The following is a 20,897-nucleotide window of genomic DNA, read 5'->3' as shown; positions in this document are numbered from 1 at the left end:
ACTTTTTGTTAAGGATGTGTGTTATGTCGAGCGTTGAATTCCATGAGGATGAATGGGGCCGTCACTGGAGCTATTCCCCGGCCCTCCATGGAACGCAGGTGCGGGTAAGCTACCCGCTCTTTGCGACGCTGCTGCACGGCATTCAGTCGCTGATCGAACAGGCTTCGCAGCGCTATGCCATGCATCAGGCGGAGATCTTTGCGCTGTCGCGTCCCGACCGGCAGCGTGATGCCTATGGAGACGACGAAATTCTGCCCGTGCTCTATACGCCGCATGAGGGCGTACGCGACGAATTCGGCCGCCAGGTCGACTGAAACGCCCGCAGGACGCGGATGACATGAAGAAGGCGCGACCGGCTTTTGCCGGCCGCGCCTTTCGATTCTCTCGCATGGTCACGGATGGCGTGAAGGCCGGGGAAAGGCACCCGCGCAAATGAAAAATGCGACCATGCTCCGGCGTGATCGCATTCCTTGCAGACGGGCAGAGCAGGCGGCGAGGCGCGAGCGCCTCAGTCCTCCTTCTGCTTGATACCCTTGAGCTTGGCGAAGACGTTGGCGACGTCCAGCTCATCTTCATCCTCGGTGTGGCGCGGCTTGCTGCCCAGCGACGCAAAGGGATCCTCGACCTTCTGCGTGCGTTCGGCGGGGCCGGTGGTGATCTCGGCCGGCAGCAGGGTTGCGCTCTCCACTTCCGGCGGACGATCCTTGGAGGCGCGGGCCACCTCGAAATCGAGATCGATCTGCGTGCACAGGCCCAGCATCACGGGATCGGCGGGCGCGAGCTGCTGGGTGTTCCAGTGCGTGCGATCGCGAATGGCGGCGATGGTGGTCTTGGTCGTCCCCACCAGGCGCATGATCTGCGCATCCTTGAGCTCGGGATGGTTCTTCACCAGCCACAGAATGGCGTTGGGGCGGTCCTGGCGGCGCGAGACCGGCGTATAGCGCGGACCCTTCTTCACCTTCGCGATGGCGATCTTCACCTTCGGCTCGGCGAGCTTGAGGCGGTAGTTGGGATCGCGCTCGGCACGGGCGATCTCCTCGCGCGTGAGCTGGTTGGCGATCACCGGGTCCTGGCCCTTGATGCCGGCGGCGACTTCGCCATCGGCGATCCCCTTGACCTCGAGCGGGTGCAATTTGCAGAAATCGGCGATCTGGTCGAAGGTGAGGGCGGTGTTCTCAACCAGCCAGACAGCGGTGGCCTTCGGCATCAGCGGGGCGGTCGACATAAGCATCTCCTCGGAAAGCATGAACTCGCTTCCGCCTCGCCCCGGCCTCCCGGGGCGAAGCCCGACGCGAGCTGATTGTCGGGATTCACCCTCCATATAGTCGTCGCCGGGCTGAAAGGAAAGCCCGTTAGGCATTTTCGCCAGATATGGGCGTCGATAATGTACTCCGCATGGATATACCAACGACATTGGGCGAAAATCTCGTCGTGGGCACCCCCGCCGCGATTTCGTGGTCGCGCGGGGGCAGGACTTCTCCGCTCTCGTCCGCATTGCAAGGAACGTTCGCAAGGGCTCCGAGAATGAGGCCATCGCGGATGGGGTGGGGCTTGCCACGGCAGGGGAGATGGCGGCACAACGGGCGCACTGAGGCGGGATGCCGATTGCAGGAGGGACAGCATGGCCATCTTCGACGACGAACCCCGCAAGAAGCCGGCAGGCCACCAGATAGGCCAGGACCTGTCCTCATTGTCGCTGCATGAGCTGGATGAACGCATCGCGGCGCTGAAGGAGGAGATCAAGCGGCTCGATGAGGCAAGGGAGCGCAAGGCGGCCTCGATGTCCGCCGCGAGTGCCTTCTTCAAGAGCTAGAGCGTCTTGTGTTTTGACGAAATCGGCAAAACGCAAAGACGCGTCGAAAAACAAAGACCTGGAGAAAAGCGGCGTTTCTACCTAAATGCGCTTTGCTCTAGGCCCCGGGACTCTCGGATAGACACTCCAATCGAGGCGCTCCGGGGACGCAATGCGTACGTTTCCGGCGTTAACCGAACAGTAAGTTTTCTCAGGTAGCCTTGGTGCCATTCCAGCTCTCTCTGGATGTTCGAGTGGCTCCTGTTCACTCTGTTTGACGCCTCCCTGTTTCTGACTTGGATAAAGCCGCGATCTTCTCGCGGCTTCTTTTTGTGCGCCTTCAAACAGCAAAAAGCGGGCTCGAGGGCCCGCTTTCAACGTCAGGTCGATGAGGTCCACGATCAGCGCTTGAAGCTGATGCCGGCAAAGCGCTGGTTGAACTTCGAGACGCGGCCTGCGCGATCCAGAAGCTGCTGCGTGCCGCCCGTCCAGGCCGGATGCGACTTGGGGTCGATGTCGAGCTGCAGCGTGTCGCCTTCCTTGCCATAGGTGGAGTGCGTGTAGAACTCGCTGCCGTCGGTCAGAACGACCTTGATCTTGTGATAGTCGGGATGAATGTCAGCCTTCATGGGGTCAAATCCTGCTCTGTGCCGGAGCGCTACCCCGGTCGGATAAGTCAAATTCGAATGAGTGGCGGGTCGATAGCGCAAAACCCGCCAAGATACAAGCGTCTGTCTGCATGCGCCTATCCACAATGGCGCCAGGGCGAGGTGGTTTCGGACCGGGTCGCGGCGCCGGCGTTTCCGGATGGCCGAAGGCCACTCCGGCCGGCCCGACGCCCGATGATTGCACCGGATTCATGCCGCTCTACAGCAACGTGCCCCTGAGGATGAGGAGCGCGACCGTGAAGTAGATCACGAGGCCCGTCACGTCGACCAGCGTCGCCACCAGCGGCGCCGAAGCGCTGGCGGGGTCGAAGCCGACCTTCTTGAGAATGAAGGGCAGCATCGAGCCGGCGAGCGACCCGAAGGTGACGATTGCGGTCAAGGCTGCGCCGATGGTGAGGGCCAGAAGCTTCCAGTGCTCGCCGTAGTCGTAGAAGCCGGCTTCCTGCCATACGGTGATGCGGATGATGCCGATGACGCCGAGGATGGCTCCGAGCACGATGCCGGTGGGAAACTCCCGCAGCGCAACGCGCCACCAGTCCCTCAGCTTGACCTCGCCCAGCGCGATCGCCCGGATCAGGAGGGAGGTTGCCTGCGAGCCGGAGTTGCCGCCGGAGGACATGATGAGCGGGATGAACAGCGTCAGCACCACGGCCTTTTCGAGTTCGCCCTCGAAGAACTGCATGGCGCTGGCCGTGAGCATTTCACCGAGCAGGAGCACGCAGAGCCAACCCGCGCGCTTGCGGATCATGCCCCAGAAGCTGATCTGGTCATAGGGCTCGTCGAGAGCTTCCATGCCGCCGAACTTCTGTGCGTCCTCGGTGCCTTCGGCCACGATCGCGTCGATGATGTCGTCCACGGTGACGATGCCGATCACATGCCAGCTTTCGTCCACCACCGGCACGGCCAGGAGGTCGTATTTCGAGATCAGCTTGGCCACTTCCTCGCGATCGGCCGTGGGCGAGACCGTGATCGGCTTGTCGAAACGGGCGGCTGTGAGCACGGAGGCCTTGGGGTCGGCCGTGATCAGGCGTCGCAGCGCCACGGCTTTGAGAAGCTGACGGGTCTTGGGATCGAGCACATAGACCGAATAGATCGTCTCGCGTGTACGTTCGACCCGGCGGATGTGGTCGAGCGTCTGCTCCACCGTCCAGGACGAGGGGACCGAAACGAATTCGGTGGTCATCAGCGAGCCCGCCGTGTCCTCGGGATAGGACAGGACCTTTTCCAGCGAGGAGCGGGTCTCCGCGTCCAGGCGGCGCAGCAGTTCCGAGCGCGGCGGATCGTTCATGTAGCGGAACACGTCCGCCACACGGTCTGACGACATGCCAGCCATCAGCTTGAGGGCGCGCTCGATCGGGAGCGCCTCGATCAGCGCCGCGGGATCGTCGAGGCCGGGCTGGTCGAGCACTTCGACGGCGCGCTCGTCGGGCAGATGCACGAGGACGCGTGCCTGCTCCTCGATGTCCTGCTCGTTGAGCAACTCGACGATGTCGGCAACATGCTCGAGGCCGAGGCATACATCGAGGATGTCGCGATCGGCGATATCGACGGTCTTTTCAGCCAGGTCTTCCATGGCTCTTCCTTCCTATCGGCCGTTGCCGGCCGGAAGGACGAGCCCGCAGGAGCGGTCAGTCCATCTCAGCCGTCAACGGCGCGAACATTCGACTGGTACTGTCGCTTGGCATGGATCTTGGGGTCTCGTGGGGTCCGGAGGACGAATAAATTCGTGAGCCGGAACAATCGCGACTTGCGCTTCCGCGCCGTCGCAGTCAAGCGCTTTTTTGCACGGCACGAGGGGGCAGGTGCCGCGGCAAACTGTAGCGGTTCGAAACGGCGCGATTGCAGCCGCGCGCGCGTCGCGGCATTGTCCCGCGCGCTTGTGAGGAAGATTGTTACGTGGCATCAGAAATAGTATCCGAAACCCGGGAAATCGCGGCCGAACCGGCCAAGAAAAGCCGTTCCCTGCGTCCACTTATGGCGCTGGCGCCCTATGCCATGGCTTATCGCGGGCGCATTCTCCTTGCCTTTCTCGCCCTGCTCGTTGCGTCCGCTGCCACCTTGGTGGTGCCGTTGGCCGTGCGCCGCATGATCGACTACGGCTTTCTTTCCGCCCATGCCGAGACGATCAATTCCTATTTCGTGGCCATGGTCGGCGTCGTGCTCGTGCTCGCCCTGGCGAGCGCGTCGCGCTACTACTTGGTGATGACGCTGGGCGAGCGCGTCGTTGCCGATGTGCGCACGGCTGTTTTCGCCCATCTCACGGAACTCTCGCCCGTCTTTTTCGACACTGCCAAGACAGGCGAGGTGGTTTCGCGTCTTTCTGCCGATACCACGCAGATCAAGGCGGCCTTCGGTTCGTCCGCCTCGGTCGCGCTGCGCAACCTCTTCCTTTTCGCCGGCGCCGCCGTAATGATGGTGTGGACCAGCCCCAAGCTGTCGGCGCTGGTGCTCATCGCCATTCCCGTGATCGTGCTCCCGCTCGTAGCCTTCGGCCGCTCGGTCCGGACACGCTCCCGCAAGGCTCAGGATACACTCGCCGAGGCCTCGGCCTATGCGGCGGAGATCATAGGCGCCATGCGCGTCGTCCAGTCCTTTACCGCCGAGCGCCTGGCCATCGGGCGGTTCTCGGGAGAAGTGGAAAAGGCGTACCAGGCCGCCGCGATCTCCACCCGGTCCCGAGCCGTGCTTACCGCCATCGCACTCTTCCTGGTATTCGCGTCGGTGGTGACCGTGCTCTGGCTCGGTGCCCATGACGTCGTCGCCGGTACGATGTCGCCGGGTACGTTGTCGCAGTTCGTGCTGTACGCCGTATTCGGCGCCGGTGCCCTCTCCGAACTCGGGCAGGTCTGGTCGGAGATCGTGCAGGCAGCCGGCGCGGCCGAGCGCCTCGGCGAGCTCCTCAACGAGCGGCCGGCGATCGCTCCGCCCGCCAGGCCGGTGGCGCTCCCCGAACCCGCCCGCGGCGCCATCGCCTTCGAGGGCGTGAGCTTCGCCTATCCCGGACAGCCGGACCGTCCGGTGCTGCACCATATCGACCTCGATGTGAAGGCGGGCGAGACGATCGCCATCGTCGGCCCGTCGGGTGCCGGCAAGAGCACGTTGTTCCAGCTCCTGCTGCGCTACTACGACCCGCTCGAGGGCCGGGTGACACTCGACGGAGTCGTCCTGCCGGCAGCCGATCCCAGGCGTCTTCGCCAGCGTATCGCAGTCGTGGCGCAGGATCCGGTGGTGTTCGCCGCCAGTGCGCGGGACAACATCCGCTTCGGACGCCCTGATGCCGACGATGCGGAAGTGGAACAGGCTGCCCGCCTGGCGGCTGCCGATGGCTTCATCCGCGCCATGCCGCAGGGCTACGACACGCCCATCGGCGAACGTGGCGTGACCCTCTCCGGCGGCCAGCGCCAGCGTATCGCCATAGCGCGCGCCATCCTCAAGGACGCTCCGGTGCTGCTGCTGGACGAAGCGACGTCCGCCCTCGATTCGGAGAGCGAGAAGGCGGTGCAGCATGCGCTCGAAGGGTTGATGACGCAGCGTACCACTCTGGTGATCGCACACCGCCTCGCCACCGTGCAGGCTGCCGACAGGATCGTTGTCCTGGACGAAGGCCGGATCGTGGAGGAGGGCACGCACGACTCCCTCGTCGCCAAGGGCGGCCTCTATGCAAGGCTCGCGCAATTGCAGTTCCGGGATGCGGCTTGACGTGCTGCTGCAGGAACCCGTCCGCGGGCTCCTACGGGAGGTCGGCCCGTCACGCTTGCGGCGAGCCGTTGCGCGGGCATGGCGCCCGTGGTTCAGGGATCCTATCGGTGAATGGCGATCGCCCGGGCCGGGAAGCCCGATCCGCCCTTGGCCTTCGGCCAGGTCGCCATGATCAGTGCTCCCGCTTCGGGCAATCCTTCGAGATTTGCGAGGAGTTCGATCTGCCAGCGATCGCGCGCCAGCACATAGTGCTCCAGGCTGAAATCCCCCTTCGATGTGGCGAGACCGGGATCGGTATCGATCTGCTCATGGCCGACTGCCGTGACAGTCCGCCGCTCGAAGAGTTCTTCCAGAACCTCTCGTGACCAGCCGGGGCAATGGGATATGCCGTCGGCCGAGCGGTTGTAGAACCGGGCGGCATCGGGCCAGCGGCTGGACCAGCCCGTCCGCAAGGCCACGAAGCAGCCCTGTGGAATCGGCCCGTTGCGCGCTTCCCAGGCACTGATGTCGGTGAGCACCGGGGTTGCATCGGGATCGCCGGCGACACGCTCGCTGATATCGAGGATGACGAGCGGCAGAAGCATCTCCTGGACGGGGATGTCGTCCACCGCGCGCCCTCCCTCGATGAAATGCACGGGCGGGTCCATATGGGTGCCCCACTGGCCGACGAAGGAATAGCGGTGCACCTGGAACGCATCGCCCTTGGGATAGTCGAAGACGAAGCTGCGTTCCTCATCCGGGAAGGCCGCGAAGTGCGGCTGGCCCGGATGAAAGGCGTGGGTCAGGTCCGTGAAGGTCGCGCCGGCGAACACGGCGCGATAGGTGTCCCACAAGGATGGGCTCTCCGCCATCTCAGGGTTCCGCGACATAGGAGGGAGCCGCCTCGCTGGCCAGCATGAGCTTGCCGTCCTTGACGCCGATCACCGAAACAGACTTGTCCGGCACCGAGATATTGGGGCGGTAGGTGATCGTGCCGGTGACGCCGTCGAGGCCCGACGTGGCGGCGAGAGCATCGCGGATCTTGGCCGGGTCTGCCGCGCCTGCCCGCTTGACCGCATCCGCCATCAGCTTCACGGCATCGTAGCCCAAGGCGGCAAAGGCGTTCTCGGGCGCGGTGTTATAAGCCTTCTGGTAGGCGTCCATGAACGCCTTCACCTTGGCATTGGCTCCGTCGCCGATGAAGGCATGGGTCGTGAAATAGGCGTTGTTGGCCGCTTCGCCGCCCACCTGCAGCAGCAGGGGGGTGTCATAGCCGTCGCCGCCGACGACGGGCAGGTTGACGCCGGCCTGGCGCAACTGCTTGAGGATCAGCCCGATCTCCTCCGCATTGGCCGCCGCATAGATGAAGGCGGGTTGCTCCGGCAGCGCCTTGATCTTGGCGATCTGGGCCGTGAAGGTCTTGTCGCCGATCTTGTAGGTATCCCTGCCGACGATCTTGCCGCCGCCATGCTCATAGGCGTTGACGAAATAATCGGAGAGCAGCGTGGTGTATTCCGTGCCCATGTCGGTGAGCAGATAGCAGGTCTTCGCATTCAGCTTGTTGAGCGCGAATTCGGCGCCGACAGCCGCCTGGACATTGTCGCCGAAAGCGGCGAGGAAGACTTCATTGCCGAGCTGGGCCGGCAGTTTGGGCGAGGTGGCGCCCGGTGTCACGAAGGGGATCGCCGCCTTCTGGACTTGGGGCCCGATGGCAAGCACCGAATCCGAATCCGCAAATCCGATGATTCCAACCACCTTGTCGCTGTCGATCAGCTGGCTTGCGACGGTCGAGATCACCGTGGCATCGCTCTTCGAATCGTAGACCACCAACTCGATCGGCGAGCCGAGCACGCCTCCGGCGGCATTGATCTCGCTGGCGGCGAGCTTGGCGCCGTTCAGCATCGGACCGTCAAGGGAGGCCTGGACGCCGGTTATATTGGCGGCGTAGCCGATCTTGATCGGATCCGCCGCCAGGGCCGTTCGGGGAACCGCGAACATGGTCATGGCCGAAAGGCCGAGGGCTAAAGCTCTGCGTCTACTCAACGTCGACATTCTAGTCACCTCTCGTTTGATGGATCGCTCGCCGATGTTCTGGCCGCCCCGAAAGTGAATTCGCGGTCGCCCATGATCCCCTTCGGCCGGAAGATCATGATCAGGATGAACAGGATGCCGAGCACGATCTGGCTCGCGCCGAAAAGCGGCGGCACGGTCACGCTCCCAAGGGTGAAGCCGCGCTCGGCGGAGCGCAGGAGCTCGGACAGGATGGAAACGCAGACCACGCCTACGAGCGCGCCCGAAAGCGAGCCCATGCCTCCCAGCACGAGCATGGCGATGAGGTTCATGGTCATCGCGAAATAGAAGGTGATCGGCGAGAAAGAGCCGAGATAATGGGCGTAGAGCGAGCCTCCCACACCGGAGAAGAAGGCACCGACGACGAAGGCGGTCAGCCGGGTGCGCAGCACATCGATGCCCACGGCGCTCGCAGCGATGGTGTCGTCTCGCGCTGCCATCATGGAGCGGCCGAACGGCGAATAGACCAGCCGCGCCAGCAGCAGCAGGGCGACCACCAGCCACGCCATCACCCAAGGCAGCGTCGTCTCCAGCGGGACGCCGGTGAAGGTGCGCGAGCCACGCGTGAAGTCCGAAGCATTGATCAGCACGACATTGACGATGATCAGGAAGCCCATCGTCGCCACGGAAACGAAATAGCCCGACAAGCGCATCAAAGGGTAGCCGATGATCAGGGCGAGGACGGCCGCAAACACGCCGGCGGCAACGGTGGCGGGAAGGAAGGACAGGCTGAGGCCGCCGAGAAGGCCCGGCAGATGCGGCAGCAGGGCCGCCTTCTGCTGCACGGTCAGCGAGAGGATGCCGGACGCATACGCCCCGGCGCCGATGAAGCCGACATGGCCGAGGGAGAACACGCCGGTGAAGCCGTTGCTGAGCGAGAGCGACAATACCAGGATGGAATTCAGGGTGATCAGGATGAGGATGCGCGAGGAGTAGTCGCTCAGAATCATCGGCGCGCCCACGGCGACAATGCCCGCTGCGACGATCCCCGCGGCCACGAGAAGAGGTGTTCGCAAGCCGGAACTCATAGCTTGATCTCGCGATTGGGCTGGAGCAGGCCGCCCGGCCGGAACAGCAGGAAGGCGATGAGCAGGGCGAAGACGATGGCGTCGCGATAGGGGGTCACGGAATCCGGCAGGAAGGCGACGATGAAGATCTCGAGGGCGCCCAGCATGTAGCCTCCGACCAATGCCCCGGATATCGAGCCGAAGCCACCGATGATCGCCGCCACGAAGGCCTTGAGGAGAGGGGTGAAACCCATCTGGGGCTGCACCACGCCGGCCTGCGCCGCCCACAGCACGCCGGCCAGGCCGGCATAGGCCGAGGCCACCACGAAGGCAACGATGATCACGCGATTGACATTGAGGCCGACCAGATGGGCCGCGGCCATGTCCTCCGCCGCCGCCCGCATGCCGAGGCCAATCGTCGTGCGCGTGATGAACCAGCCGAGCACGAGCAGGGAGACGATGGAAAGCCCGATGGTGAGCAGGTTGATGTTCGTGAAGGTGATCGCTCCGCCCATCATCTGCCAGGCGCTGTTCATAAAGTCCGGCAAGGGGAAATTGCGCGGCGACGAGGTGAACGCGAGGATGCCGAGATTCTCCAGGATGTAGGTCACGGCCAGGCTGGTCAGCAGCCGCGTGACGTCGGGGGCGTTGCGGATCGGCCGGTAGGCAATGCGTTCGATGACGAAACCCGCAAGGGCGGCAGCGAGGATGCCGCACACGAGTGCGGGTGCGAAGGGCAGTCCGGCCACCGAAAGGAGCACGGTCGTGAAGGCACCCACCATCATCACGTCGCCATGCGCGAAGTTGGTGAGGCGCAGCACGCCGAACACGATGGAAAGTCCGACGGCGACCAGCGCGTAGAGGCTGCCGAGGCTGACGGCGTTGATGACCTGCTGCAGCACATATTCGAAGCTGTTCATTCGCCGGCCCCCAGATAGGCCTGTGCCACCCGGTCGTCGCGCGTGAGTTCGGCGGAGCTTCCCGAGAGCACGACCTTGCCGGTTCGCATGACATAGGCGCGGTCGGCGAGTTCGAGCGCCAGGGCGATGTTCTGTTCCACAAGCAGCATCGTCATGCCCTGCTTCTTCAATTCTCCGAGCGCGTCGAAGATATGCCGCACCAGCAGGGGCGCGACGCCCAGGGACGGCTCATCGAGCAGCAACAGGCGCGGCGCGGCCATCATGGCCCGTGCAAGGGCGAGCTGTTGCTGCTCGCCGCCCGAGAGCGTGCCGGCCAGCTGCCCGAGCCTTTCCTTGAGGATGGGGAACAGCGCGAACATGCGCTCGCTGTCCCGAGCGACGCCCTTATGGTCTTTGCGCGTGCAGGCTCCCAAGCGCAGATTGTCCGCGACGGTCAGTCCTCCGAACAAGCGGCGCCCTTCGGGGCTGTGGGAAATGCCGAGCCGCACGATGCGGGCCGGCGCCTGGCCGCCGATGGCGTTGCCAGCGAAATGGATGCGTCCGGCGCGGGGGCGGCTCAGGCCGGAGATGGTGCGCAGCGTGGTGCTCTTGCCGGCTCCGTTGGCGCCGACCAGCGCGACAACCTCGCCTTCGTCCACACGCAGCGAAACGCCTTTCAGGGCCCGGACCGCACCGAAGCTGACTTCCAGGTCCCGGATGTCGAGGAGAGCGGGCGTAATATCAGGCATGGCCGAGATAAGCCTCCCTGACGCGCGTATTGCTACGGACCTCCTGCGGCGTGCCGGTGCAGATGACTTCGCCGGTCGCGAGAACCTGGATGCGCTCGCACAGGTTCATGATCAGGTCCATGTCGTGCTCGACAACCACGACCGCTATGCCGTAGCGGTCGCGGATCGTGCGGATGAGTCCCGCGAGCACGCGTGTTTCGTTCGAGTCGAGGCCGGCGGCGGGCTCGTCCAGCAGAAGCAATTGCGGCTTGGTGGCGAGCGCCCGGGCGATCTCGAGACGCCGCTGGTCGCCATAGGGCAGGGCCGCCGCCGGCTGCTGCGCCAGGTTCTCCAGGCCCATGAGGGAGAGCAGTTCGTCGGCCTCGTCATTCGCCGCCGCCATGTGGCGCCTGAACTTCGGCCCACGGGCGACCGCTGCCAGCGGCCCGATCGGATGCCGCAGCTGTGCCGCCGCGCGCACATTGTCGCGGACGCTCAGTGAGGTGAACAGGCGCGACCCCTGGAAGGTTCTGGCGATGCCCCGCGCGACGATTTTCGCCGTCGACAGCCCAGCGATCGATTCCCCCTGAAACTCGATCACACCGTCGTTGGGGCGCGAAAAGCCGGTGACCAGATTGAAGAAGGTGCTCTTGCCCGAACCGTTTGGTCCGATGACGCCGACGATTTCGCCCGCCTCGATCGTGATCGCCTGGTTTCTCAACGCCACGAGGCCGCGAAAGGCCTTGGTGAGGTTGGCCGTGCGCAGGAGGGGCGGGGAGGGCGAGGTTGTGTCAGCCATGGGCGCCTTTCCCCGCTGACGAATGACGGCCCAGTTCCGCGACGAGCTCCTCCGTGCCCGCCTGCCGGCAATAGCCTTTGAAGGCGGCCAGTGCCCTTTCATGCCGCTCGGGCGTGTCGGTGGTGCAGGCATCGACGGGACAGACCATGCGAAACCCCCGATCCGCTCCGTCGCGGACGGTATGGTCGATGCACTGGTCGGTGAGGAAGCCGGTGACGACGATGGTATCGAGGCCGATATTGCGGACGAGGTATTCGAAATTGGTGGAGTTGAAGAGGCTGGACGAGGTCTTGGGCAGCACTATTTCGTCTTCGCCGGGCGCGAGTTCGCGTATGACCCTGGTCTGCGGGCTGCCCGGCGGAAACTGGAAGCCGGTCTGCTTGTAGTCGAGGCTGCGGTCCCGCCCGTCGCGGGTGAGGCTGGCAATGACGGTGTAGACGATTTCGGCGCCGGCGGCGCGGCCGGCGGCGACGAGCCTTGCCATGTTGGGGATTGCGACATCCCGCGCCGAGCGATGGAAATGGGGACGCGTCGTCTCCGCCTGGGCGTTGAAGATGCCCTGCTGCGTGTCGATCAGCAATATGCAGGTACGGGCAGGCTCGAGCGGCGCGCTGCGGTCGATGATCATTGCGAGACCTCCCTGCGGAAGCGTTCGTGGGCGGCCTCGAGCACCTGAGCAAGGCGATTGGCCCAACTCGACTGGCCTTCCGGCTCGCTGATCAGGTCCTGCCGGATCTCGATCTCGACATAGGGCAGGCCTCGCTCCTCCCCATGGACTGGCACGGAGTAGTCCTCGACCATGTTCACCCCGTAGGGTTCGTTGCGCCCGACGATGAGGCTGCGATCGGCATCGAGTTCGGCCAGGACGAAATCGGAGAAAACCCGGTTCCGGTGAAAGCACAAGCCGACATGCCAGGGCCGCGGCGCGGGTGCGGCAAGCAAGGCGGGGGTGAAGCTGTGCATCGCAACAAGCACAGTGGCTTCCTCCGCCGCCAGCCTGCGATCGATGCGGCCGGCGATCTCGCCATGGTAGGGCTCGACGATTTCCTCGATGCGCGCCTTGCGGTCGGACTGCGAGGGGGACTGGTTGGCGGGGACGGTGGTGCCGTCGGAGACGGGCGCCATGAAGCTGGAGGAAGTCTGCCGACGGTTGCATTCTGCCACGAGCCGGGAATAGCGCTGATAGACCAGGGGGGCACCAAGCAGATCCGAGAGGGTCTCGCTCACGCCCAGAATGCCGATATCGATGGCGATGTGCCGTTCCAGCTCGCTTCTGGGCAGGCCGAGGCCCTGCAAGGACGTCGGCACGGCATTGCCCGCATGGTCGCAGATCATCAGGAAGGGCGATGCCGCCGAGCCGTTGCGGATTCCGACCGGTTCGGGATCCCCCGGGCCGAGGAGCGACGCATGGCTGGCATCGGGTGACCGCAGCATCAATAGGCCTCCGCATAGAGGCTGCAGAGGTCCGCCAGCGTCTCCTTCGACGCCATCTCGATCTCGCCGCGCTTGTGCATGACATAAGCTTGCGTCAGCACCGATCCGAGACAGCCGCCGATCACGCCGTCGCCTTCTAGGGCGTCGAGGGCCTCGCCGAGGCTTCGCGGCAGATCGGTGATGCCGCGTTCGGCGCGTTCGGCATCACTCCATCGCCCGGGGTCGCCGGTCGATATGAAGGGGGATGGTAGTGCCTCGCGAACGCCCTCCAGGCCGGCGAAGACAAGGGCGGCAAGCTGCAGATGGGGACTGGCCGCGGCGTCCGCTCCCCGATACTCGATGTTGAAGCGCCCGCTGACGTCCAGTCCCTCCACCTCGGGATAGGGACAGATCCTCAGGAGCGCCTCGCGGTCCCGGTCCGCGAGATTGGCATAGTAGGCCGACCATGAATGCGGCTTCAGCCGTTCGTACGAAATCACGCTGGGCGCGGTGAGGGCGCACAAGGCCCGGGCGTGCCTTAGGATTCCGGCGCAGAAGGACGCGCAGACCTCGCTCATCTTGCCGGGCCGGGTGTCGTCGAAGCCGACTGGCAAGCCGGCCAGATCGGTCAGGCTGAAGTGGATGTGAACGCCATTGCCGACGATGCCGTGGGTGACGACCGGAGAGAAACTCGCCCGGCTGCCGTGTCGGCGTGCGACCGAGCGGCAGATCTCCCGCAGCTTCACCGCCTGATCGGCAGCGACCAGGCCCTCGGCGGGATCGATCGTGATTTCATATTGGCGAGGGCCATATTCGGGCAGGAACGTGTCGGGTACGATATCGTTCACCCGCAATGCCGCCAGGAATTCGCTGATGAAGCCTTCCATGCCGCGCAGGCTGCTCGCGGCATAGGAATCACCCTGCCTCTCCTCGCCGCGCTCATACCAAAACTCGTGCTCGAAGCTTGCCACGAGCCTCAGTCCGGCCTCCTCCTCGAGAGCTCGGAGAGCCCTCGCCAGCAGGCTGCGCAGACAGCATTCCCAAGGCTCGCCCGCCGTGGTCAGGATGTCGCCCAGGATGATGTGTTCGAGCGGCAATCCCGGCCCGGATTCCAGTCGGATGTCGCCGCCGGAGGCGGGGACCAGCATGAGATCGCCCTCGGCGCCGAAGGGCGTGGCGGGGATGCGTCCGAAACAGTTGATCATCACATTTGTGGGCGTCCAGCCCACACCGAAGCGGCGACGCTTCTCGAGGTTGGAGGCGGGAAATCCCTTGCCTCGCACCTGGCCGGCGATGTCACTGCAGCAAACGGTGACGATGCCTTCATACCCGTCGGCCATGGACGTCTGATCTCCCCCGAATGGATCGACGGGAGGCTAGCATGCAGGAAATATTTTTTACAAGATTATCAAAACAGCGGCGATGCCGTAATTTTTTGCAAACAAATATCTTACGTAACGATACCCTTGCGAACCTCCTCTATGGTCTCAAAGCGCTTGCGTGCGATGGGCCATTGCCGGGAGTCAAGGGCGAGCGCGACCGCCTCTACCACGGCGACGAGACCGATCAGGCTGTCCCACGGCGACGGCACGTCGACCCTGGCACGAAGAACGATGTCCGCCACCTGCGCCACATCCGACATCCATTGGTCGGTGAAGAGGGCGACCACCGCCTCGCGCGCCTTGGCGACCTCGGCCGTGCGAACGGTGTCGGCCTGGTAGCGGCGAATGTCGAAGAGGATGACGACATCGCGGCGGCGGATCTCGGCGAGCTCGTCGGCACGCCGCATCAGCCCCATCGAGAGCAGCCGCACGCGGCCGCGCATCTTGCGCAGATGGAACTCGAGATGTCGCGCGGCAGGTTCGGTGAAGTCACCACCGAGCAGGAAGACCTGCCGTCTTTCATCGGCAAGAACATCCACAAGGCGCTTGACCTCGGCTTCGCCGACCATGGCAAGGGAGCCCCTTACCGTCTCTACCAGCGCCTCGGAAAAATTCGCCGTGGCGGGCGAGGTTCCTTCGACATGCGGGCGGGTCAGCGGAAACTCGGCCTGTGCTTCCATTTCTTCCCGCAGCGCCCGGCGGAAATCCGCATAGCCCGCAAATCCGAGCTTTGCGACGAAGCGCAGGATGGTCGGCGCGCTGACCTTGGCCCGTTCCGCGAAGAGCGCCACGGTCTCCATGCCGGTGGTGGGGTAGCGCGCGAGCAGGGCGCGCGCGGCGCGCTTCTCGGCATCGCTCAGCGAGGGCAGCGTGGCGGCGACCCTGTCGGCGAGGGTCGCGCCTGCGGCATGCTCGGTTTTCGGACGCTCCATGGCAATCTCGGGCTCCGCCCCGGATTTCGGCATTGTCTTTCAGGTGCTCACGATACAGGATATGTCAATTCCGGCTTATATCGTAATTCTGATTACAAGCGGCAATGCAGCTGACGAGGAGTCCATGGTCGCCATACCTGTCATCGATGCGCCGGGCGGGGCCTATCGCGAGCGCGAAATCGTTCCGGCACGCACCGCCCTGCTCAACATCGACATGCAGAACGGCGAGTTCAACCCGGACATCCTGGCGCGCGCCCGTCAGCCCGGCACGCCGGAATCGGAAAAGCGGGCATTCTACGAGCGTATCGATGGGATCGTGATCCCCAACCAGGCACGCCTGCAGGCTGCGGCGCGAGCGGCAGGTATCGAGGTGATCTTCACCGTGCTGGAAAGCCTCACGCAGGATGGCAGGGACCGCAGTCTCGACCATAAGATTTCCGGCCTGAACTTCCCGAAGGGATGCTGGGAGGCAAAGGTCATTGATGCGGTTGGCCCCGAGGGCGACGAGATCATCATCCCGAAGACGGCTTCCGGCATCTTCAACGCCACCAACATCGAATATGTGCTGCGCAATCTCGGCATCGAATTCCTGGTGATCTATGGCGTGGTCACGGATCAATGCGTCGAGTCGGCGATCCGTGATGCCGCCGATCGCGGTTTCCTGGTCACCCAGATCGAGGATTGCTGCGCGGCTGAGACGCCCGAGAACCATGCCGCTTCGATCGAAGGCATGCGCGGCCATTATTGCCGCACGCGCAGCACGGAAGAGATGATCGAGGAGATCCGCCGCATCTCGACTGTCCGCGAGAAGCGGCTCGCCTGATCAAGCAGGCTCAGAGGGCCGGCCGCCAGATCTCCGGGATAAACCGATAGGCACTGCCGCTTTCCACGACATGGCCGAGTGCGGGAAAGTCGTGATGCACGCCGGCCACCCGGATCTTCTCGCCGGCGACGAAGGCGAGCACCTTGCGCCGTGCCGCGGCGGCGGCCGCGCTGTCATGATCGAAGGCGACGCTCGCGTCGGGGATGGCGAACTGGATTCCCGGGAAGTGGATGATGTCGCCCCAGATCAGCAGGGCATCGCCGCCCGAGTCCACCAGCCAGGCGGTGTGACCGGGCGTGTGGCCCGGTGTGGGAAAGGCTCGGATGCCGGGCAGCACGTCCCCGCTTGCGACCGTGCGCACGCGCCCGCCATAGGCGGCGAAGGCGGTACGCGCCATACCGAATTCGATCATCCGTGTGCCTGCGGCCCGCGCCTGCGCTTCGTCATCCTGCCAGAAAGCATGTTCATCCTGGTGCAGAACGAGTTCGGCATTGGGGAAGACAGCCTTGCCGACAGGGTCGACCAGCCCGGCATCGTGGTCCTGGTGCATGTGTGTCATCAGCACGGCATCGACGTCCCCAGGGGCGATGCCGATGGACTGAAGGTTGCCGATGAGCTTGCCCACGGCCGTCGTACGGTTGCCGAAACCGGTGTCGACCAGCGACAGCTTGCCGCCACTGCGGATGACGAAGCAACTGATGGTGAGAGACGGAGGCACCAGGCAGAAGGCATCCCGATGGGCCTTTTCACAGGCGGCGGCGTCGGTGGTGACGAGATCCTCGAACCCGACGGGATGGATGCCGTCATTCACGACGCTGACCACCGCTTCGCCGACGGCGAAATGCTGCACACCGCTCGGCTGCCTGTCGGGCTTCACGCGGGCATTCATCGTTCACCTCCCATTTCTTTCTTCGTGCGGCGGCTTTGCCGCTCTATTTGAGGATCAGTCCGCGATCCTGAAGGAACTGTTTCAGGACGTGGCGGCCCGTCAGCGCGGCCTCGTCCTTCACCCGGCGCGCCATCTGCTCGGTCCAATCGATCATGCGCATTTCCTGCTCGACGCGGAAATCGGCCATGCGCTCGTCATAGACTGCGATGTCGGCCTTCTGCGGTGGGCTATAGCGCTCGTGGTGGAGCACCACGCCTTGCGGCAGGCGTGGCTTGACCGCCGTTGCAATGGCGGGATCGGGGTAGCCGATGGTCATGCCGAAGACCGCCATGCTTTCATCCGGCAGTGCAAGTTCGTCCGCCACCGCCTGCGGCTGATTGCGCATGGCTCCGATGAAGCAGCAGCCGAGGCCCAGCGATTCGGCGGCCACGACGGTGTTCTGGGCCGCGAATGAGGCGTCCGCCACACCGAAGATGAAGGCCTCGATGTAGGACAGCCCGGCACCCGGATAACCGCGCTCTTCGCTGATCCTGTGGAGGCGCGCCAGATCCGCCACGAAGAGAAGCAGGAGCGGAGCATCGTGGATGTGCTTCTGGTTGGCGGCATATCCGGCGAGCCGGGCCTTGCGCGCCTTGTCCTGCACGGCGATTACGCTCCAGGCCTGCAGGTTGGACGTGGTGGGCGCCGATTGCGCGGCTGCAACGATGAGTTCCAGCAGGCCGGGCGCCAGCGGCTGGTCGAGATAGCTGCGCACCGAGCGATGGCAAAGCATGGTGTCGAGCGCGCCATTCCACGGCATCGAAGACAGGCGATCTGCCAAGGCTTCGTCGCGATAGCGGTCCCAAAGCCTTTCGCGGGCCGGCGAGGACTGGGCAGGCGGAGCAACGCGGTCGTTCATGATGTACCTTTCTGAAATAATTTGGTGCTCAAGTGATCCCCTCCGCTTCGAGGGAACGGATCTGGATGGTGGTATAACTGAACGGGTCGCCCGGGCGTATTCGTAATCCCCGCAATAGCGATCTTCGATCACGACGACAATTTGGAAGGAAGCTGCGGTATGGGCGATAGCAATGGCGCCTGAAATGTCCTAGGGAAGCAGAATTCCCCAGATTTCAGAGATTCTCGGTCAATTCATGAAGTCGCCAATCAAGCCATTTGTTATCGAAGTGAAGCGCTCGCGTTTGAGCGTGCCCAGCGCTCCGGTTGAAGCACCGGAAACAGTCCTTCCGGTCGAGACAGTCACGCCGCGAGCCGGCGACGATTTCTCGCCGGCTCGCCAGGCCGCGGAGCAATTGTTCAAGGCGCTGGTTTCCCGGCCTTCCGCGCCGGAAAAAATGGAAGTGCCGCAGGAAATCCTGACGGCGACTGTCCCCGAAAGTGCCGAGGCCGCCACCGGACCGGTGCACGTCGTGCCGGCTGCGCCTGAACCCCGGCCTCGCAAGCGGCCAGTGCGCAAGACGCCTGTCGCGGCGGTGAGCAAGGTTGAGGTGAAGGAGGAAGCCCCGGTTGCAAGCATGCCCCCGGTAAAGGCGAAGAAAGCGAAAATACCGGCCAGGGAGATTTCATCACGCCCGGATGTCGAAGATCCCGGTGCGACGGTGGACATGACGGACGGCCCGGACGCGAACAGACTTCGTGACCGCCCCCGTCCTGGCGAGCGCTGGAAGCGGCGCCTTCGTCATCTTCGCCAGAGTTAGCAGCTCCAAGGTACGATCGATCCGGCCGTATCCCGGGGATGCCCGTGGCGCCGCAGACGTAGCCTCTGCAGACAAGAGGCGGGTGCTCGGGCCTGCGGCCTGGACTGGCTGCGGGATGTGCCCGATAGTTGCTGTTTCGATCCCTCCTACGGACTCTCTGCACGCGAGAGCAGCCGTCCGCGAGCAATCATGGCCGATCTACGCAATCTGCCCCTGCCGACGCTAAGAACGTTCGAAGCCGCCGCGCGGCACCAGAGCCTCGCCAAGGCTGCGGCGGAGCTTAATCTGACTGACAGCGCCGTCAGCCACCAACTGCGCCGGCTGGAGGAAGCGCTGGGCTACGATCTCTTCGGCAGGGCCGGCCGCGGCGTAATTCTGACGGAGGCGGGGCGGATCTTCGCGAAAACCGTCGCGACCGCCTTGCAGGACATTCAAGCCGCCGCGATCAGGCTGTCCGAGGCCGACCAGGTCGCCGGGCGGCTCGAAATTGCCTGCCCTCCGATGTTCGCCAGTGCCTGGCTGGCCAAGCATCTCAAGCACTTCTGCAAGGATCACCCCACCGTCGAGTGCCACATTCGCCTCGTCGAGAACCAGCGGGTGGCCGAACTCGGCGATGCCGATGTCGGTATCGCTTTCGGCTCAGGTGGGTGGGCGGACCGGTGGTCGACGCTGCTCGCCCATGTGGACATCACGCCCGTTTGCAGTCCAATTCTCTTTCAGAGCGTCGGCAGGGCAATGAGCAGTCCTTCCGATCTCGCCAACAGCCTTCTTCTGCATTGGGATGACGGCTCGGAATGGCGTCGCTGGTTGTCGGAGGCAGGTGCTGGCGAGATCGGCCAAACGGCCCGGCATCTCTATTGCAGCGATCTGGGCATGGCGATCGATCTCGCCATCAACGGCGTCGGTGTGGCGCTGGTCAGCGACACCCTGTCGTCCACTGATGTCGAGAAGGGCGTTCTCGTGAGGCCTTTCGCCTTCTCCATCGACGCCTTCGGCGGCTGGCATGTCGTATGCAGCCATACTGGCCTGCGACGCGCCAGCGTGCGGCGGTTCCTCCTCTGGCTTCTCGCGTCCTTCGGCAGGGACGCTGCCTGGGACGCTCTCCCGGAACCGCTCCACGAGGCAGGGTGACGCCTTCTCATGGCGAACGTCCCCTTCGGCTGAATAGATGAAGCCGCATCATATATCGGATGAGGATTCATCATTTGAGCAAAATTCGGTCATGCCTATACAAAGCAAATTAATTAGGCATTTTGCCGGAGGTCGATGGTTCGCCGCGGGATAGCGGGCGGAACAAGCCTCGGCTTGGAACAAGGGCAGGGCATGTTGAAGCTCGCCGTCAGCGACATTCACAAATCCTACGGCGATCATGAGGTCCTGAAAGGCGTCTCGCTCGCCGCCAACGCAGGGGATGTGATCAGCATCATTGGCGCCAGCGGATCCGGCAAGAGCACCCTGCTTCGTTGCATCAACTTCCTCGAACGCCCGAATGCGGGAAGGGTGGTTCTCGATGGCCAGGAACTCGTAACGACGCGGGATCGCGACGGCATGCTGAGAGCGACCGACAGGGCGCAGCTCCAGCGCATGCGCAGCAAGCTGGCCATGGTGTTCCAGAATTTCTGCCTCTGGTCGCACATGTCGGTGCTCTCCAATGTCATCGAGGCACCGATCAGTGTCCTCGATGTGCCCAAGCCCGAAGCGATCGAGCGGGCCAAGGCAAATCTCGCGAAGGTCGGCCTGGGCCGGGATGTCCTCGGCAAGTATCCCGGCCATCTCTCGGGCGGGCAGCAGCAGCGTGTCGCGATCGCGCGTGCGCTGAGCATGAACCCCGATGTCATGCTCTTCGACGAACCCACGTCCGCGCTCGATCCCGAACTTGTGAGCGAGGTCCTGAAGGTGATGCAGGCCCTCGCCGAGGAGGGACGGACGATGGTCGTCGTCACCCATGAAATGGGCTTCGCACGCCATGCCTCGAGCCGAGTGGTCTTCCTCCATCAAGGACTGATCGAGGAAGAGGGCACGCCGGAAGCGGTCTTCACGGACGCCCGCAGCCCCAGGCTGCGGCAATTCCTCGCCGGGCGGCTCAAGCACTGAAACGCCTAAGACCCCACGACAACCAA

General features: G+C 64.1%; 22 protein-coding genes. 7 read left to right on the top strand and 15 right to left on the bottom strand.

Annotated features, from left to right (window positions below):
* Positions 1–23: 23 nt before the first annotated feature.
* The gene (locus AC6H34_RS04585; protein ID WP_448151137.1) at positions 24–314 is read left to right on the top strand and encodes a hypothetical protein; all 291 of its coding nucleotides are present in this window, start codon (positions 24–26) and stop codon (positions 312–314) included.
* Positions 315–508: 194 nt separating this feature from the next.
* On the opposite strand, the gene AC6H34_RS04580 is transcribed toward AC6H34_RS04585, so the two are convergent.
* Entirely contained in the window at positions 509–1,225 is a 717-nt protein-coding gene (locus tag AC6H34_RS04580; protein WP_497538050.1) for a DUF1013 domain-containing protein, read from the bottom strand.
* 396 nt (positions 1,226–1,621) lie between these two features.
* Between AC6H34_RS04580 and AC6H34_RS04575 the strand changes: the two genes are divergently transcribed.
* Positions 1,622–1,813, top strand: a complete 192-nt coding sequence (locus AC6H34_RS04575; RefSeq protein WP_448151139.1) for a DUF1192 domain-containing protein — start codon at positions 1,622–1,624, stop codon at positions 1,811–1,813.
* Positions 1,814–2,193: 380 nt separating this feature from the next.
* Here the strand turns inward: AC6H34_RS04575 and rpmE are convergent, their stop codons facing one another.
* Positions 2,194–2,421 carry a 50S ribosomal protein L31 gene (gene rpmE, locus AC6H34_RS04570; RefSeq protein ID WP_284314735.1) on the bottom strand — a complete coding sequence of 76 codons (228 nt, stop codon included), beginning with the start codon at positions 2,419–2,421 and terminating at the stop codon, positions 2,194–2,196.
* A gap of 238 nt (positions 2,422–2,659) precedes the next feature.
* Positions 2,660–4,033 carry a magnesium transporter gene (gene mgtE / locus AC6H34_RS04565; protein ID WP_448151140.1) on the bottom strand — a complete coding sequence of 458 codons (1,374 nt, stop codon included), beginning with the start codon at positions 4,031–4,033 and terminating at the stop codon, positions 2,660–2,662.
* A gap of 323 nt (positions 4,034–4,356) precedes the next feature.
* Between mgtE and AC6H34_RS04560 the strand changes: the two genes are divergently transcribed.
* Positions 4,357–6,159 carry an ABC transporter transmembrane domain-containing protein gene (locus AC6H34_RS04560; protein ID WP_497538049.1) on the top strand — a complete coding sequence of 601 codons (1,803 nt, stop codon included), beginning with the start codon at positions 4,357–4,359 and terminating at the stop codon, positions 6,157–6,159.
* 101 nt (positions 6,160–6,260) lie between these two features.
* Here the strand turns inward: AC6H34_RS04560 and AC6H34_RS04555 are convergent, their stop codons facing one another.
* The 10 genes from AC6H34_RS04555 to AC6H34_RS04510 all read right to left on the bottom strand — a co-directional run bounded on the left by AC6H34_RS04555 (position 6,261) and on the right by AC6H34_RS04510 (position 15,368).
* Positions 6,261–7,010, bottom strand: a complete 750-nt coding sequence (locus tag AC6H34_RS04555; RefSeq protein WP_497538048.1) for a cyclase family protein — start codon at positions 7,008–7,010, stop codon at positions 6,261–6,263.
* Position 7,011: 1 nt separating this feature from the next.
* Positions 7,012–8,190 (bottom strand): ABC transporter substrate-binding protein, encoded by a 1,179-nt coding sequence (locus AC6H34_RS04550; protein ID WP_497538047.1) that lies wholly within the window; start codon positions 8,188–8,190, stop codon positions 7,012–7,014.
* A gap of 5 nt (positions 8,191–8,195) precedes the next feature.
* Positions 8,196–9,224, bottom strand: coding sequence for a branched-chain amino acid ABC transporter permease (locus tag AC6H34_RS04545; protein WP_497538046.1), 1,029 nt, complete (start codon positions 9,222–9,224; stop codon positions 8,196–8,198).
* 8 nt (positions 9,225–9,232) lie between these two features.
* Complete coding sequence (locus tag AC6H34_RS04540; protein ID WP_448151145.1) at positions 9,233–10,135, bottom strand: branched-chain amino acid ABC transporter permease; 903 nt, start codon at positions 10,133–10,135, stop codon at positions 9,233–9,235.
* Positions 10,132–10,863, bottom strand: a complete 732-nt coding sequence (locus AC6H34_RS04535; RefSeq protein WP_497538045.1) for an ABC transporter ATP-binding protein — start codon at positions 10,861–10,863, stop codon at positions 10,132–10,134. Before AC6H34_RS04535 ends, AC6H34_RS04540 begins: the two co-directional genes overlap by 4 nt.
* Entirely contained in the window at positions 10,856–11,641 is a 786-nt protein-coding gene (locus AC6H34_RS04530) for an ABC transporter ATP-binding protein (protein ID WP_497538044.1), read from the bottom strand. Before AC6H34_RS04530 ends, AC6H34_RS04535 begins: the two co-directional genes overlap by 8 nt.
* The gene (locus AC6H34_RS04525) at positions 11,634–12,269 is read right to left on the bottom strand and encodes a cysteine hydrolase family protein (RefSeq protein WP_497538043.1); all 636 of its coding nucleotides are present in this window, start codon (positions 12,267–12,269) and stop codon (positions 11,634–11,636) included. The genes AC6H34_RS04530 and AC6H34_RS04525 overlap by 8 nt, the downstream gene beginning before the upstream one ends.
* Positions 12,266–13,075, bottom strand: coding sequence for an N-formylglutamate amidohydrolase (locus tag AC6H34_RS04520; protein WP_497538042.1), 810 nt, complete (start codon positions 13,073–13,075; stop codon positions 12,266–12,268). The genes AC6H34_RS04525 and AC6H34_RS04520 overlap by 4 nt, the downstream gene beginning before the upstream one ends.
* The gene (locus AC6H34_RS04515; protein WP_497538041.1) at positions 13,075–14,394 is read right to left on the bottom strand and encodes a type I glutamate--ammonia ligase; all 1,320 of its coding nucleotides are present in this window, start codon (positions 14,392–14,394) and stop codon (positions 13,075–13,077) included. The genes AC6H34_RS04520 and AC6H34_RS04515 overlap by 1 nt, the downstream gene beginning before the upstream one ends.
* 110 nt (positions 14,395–14,504) lie before the next feature.
* Positions 14,505–15,368 carry a MurR/RpiR family transcriptional regulator gene (locus tag AC6H34_RS04510; RefSeq protein WP_448151151.1) on the bottom strand — a complete coding sequence of 288 codons (864 nt, stop codon included), beginning with the start codon at positions 15,366–15,368 and terminating at the stop codon, positions 14,505–14,507.
* A 124-nt stretch (positions 15,369–15,492) separates the two neighbouring features.
* Between AC6H34_RS04510 and AC6H34_RS04505 the strand changes: the two genes are divergently transcribed.
* Positions 15,493–16,191, top strand: coding sequence for a cysteine hydrolase family protein (locus AC6H34_RS04505; protein ID WP_497538040.1), 699 nt, complete (start codon positions 15,493–15,495; stop codon positions 16,189–16,191).
* A gap of 10 nt (positions 16,192–16,201) precedes the next feature.
* On the opposite strand, the gene AC6H34_RS04500 is transcribed toward AC6H34_RS04505, so the two are convergent.
* Together AC6H34_RS04500 and AC6H34_RS04495 are read right to left on the bottom strand one after the other, a co-directional pair.
* Positions 16,202–17,080 (bottom strand): MBL fold metallo-hydrolase, encoded by an 879-nt coding sequence (locus AC6H34_RS04500; RefSeq protein WP_497538039.1) that lies wholly within the window; start codon positions 17,078–17,080, stop codon positions 16,202–16,204.
* Positions 17,081–17,123: 43 nt separating this feature from the next.
* A complete protein-coding gene (locus AC6H34_RS04495; protein WP_497538038.1) occupies positions 17,124–17,978 on the bottom strand; it encodes an NADPH-dependent oxidoreductase in 855 nt (284 codons plus the stop codon).
* A 283-nt stretch (positions 17,979–18,261) separates the two neighbouring features.
* Between AC6H34_RS04495 and AC6H34_RS04490 the strand changes: the two genes are divergently transcribed.
* The 3 genes from AC6H34_RS04490 (at position 18,262) to AC6H34_RS04480 (ending at position 20,871) form a co-directional block, all read left to right on the top strand.
* Positions 18,262–18,777: a hypothetical protein gene (locus AC6H34_RS04490; RefSeq protein WP_497538037.1), complete on the top strand. Its 516-nt coding sequence runs from the start codon at positions 18,262–18,264 to the stop codon at positions 18,775–18,777.
* A gap of 189 nt (positions 18,778–18,966) precedes the next feature.
* The gene (locus AC6H34_RS04485; protein ID WP_497538036.1) at positions 18,967–19,908 is read left to right on the top strand and encodes a LysR substrate-binding domain-containing protein; all 942 of its coding nucleotides are present in this window, start codon (positions 18,967–18,969) and stop codon (positions 19,906–19,908) included.
* A 192-nt stretch (positions 19,909–20,100) separates the two neighbouring features.
* The gene (locus AC6H34_RS04480; protein WP_497538035.1) at positions 20,101–20,871 is read left to right on the top strand and encodes an ABC transporter ATP-binding protein; all 771 of its coding nucleotides are present in this window, start codon (positions 20,101–20,103) and stop codon (positions 20,869–20,871) included.
* Positions 20,872–20,897: the final 26 nt, after the last annotated feature.

Source organism: Labrys sp. ALF-8 (genome assembly GCF_059699065.1).
Note: the sequence above shows the minus strand (reverse complement) of the source record. Positions and strands in the feature narration are given on the sequence as shown.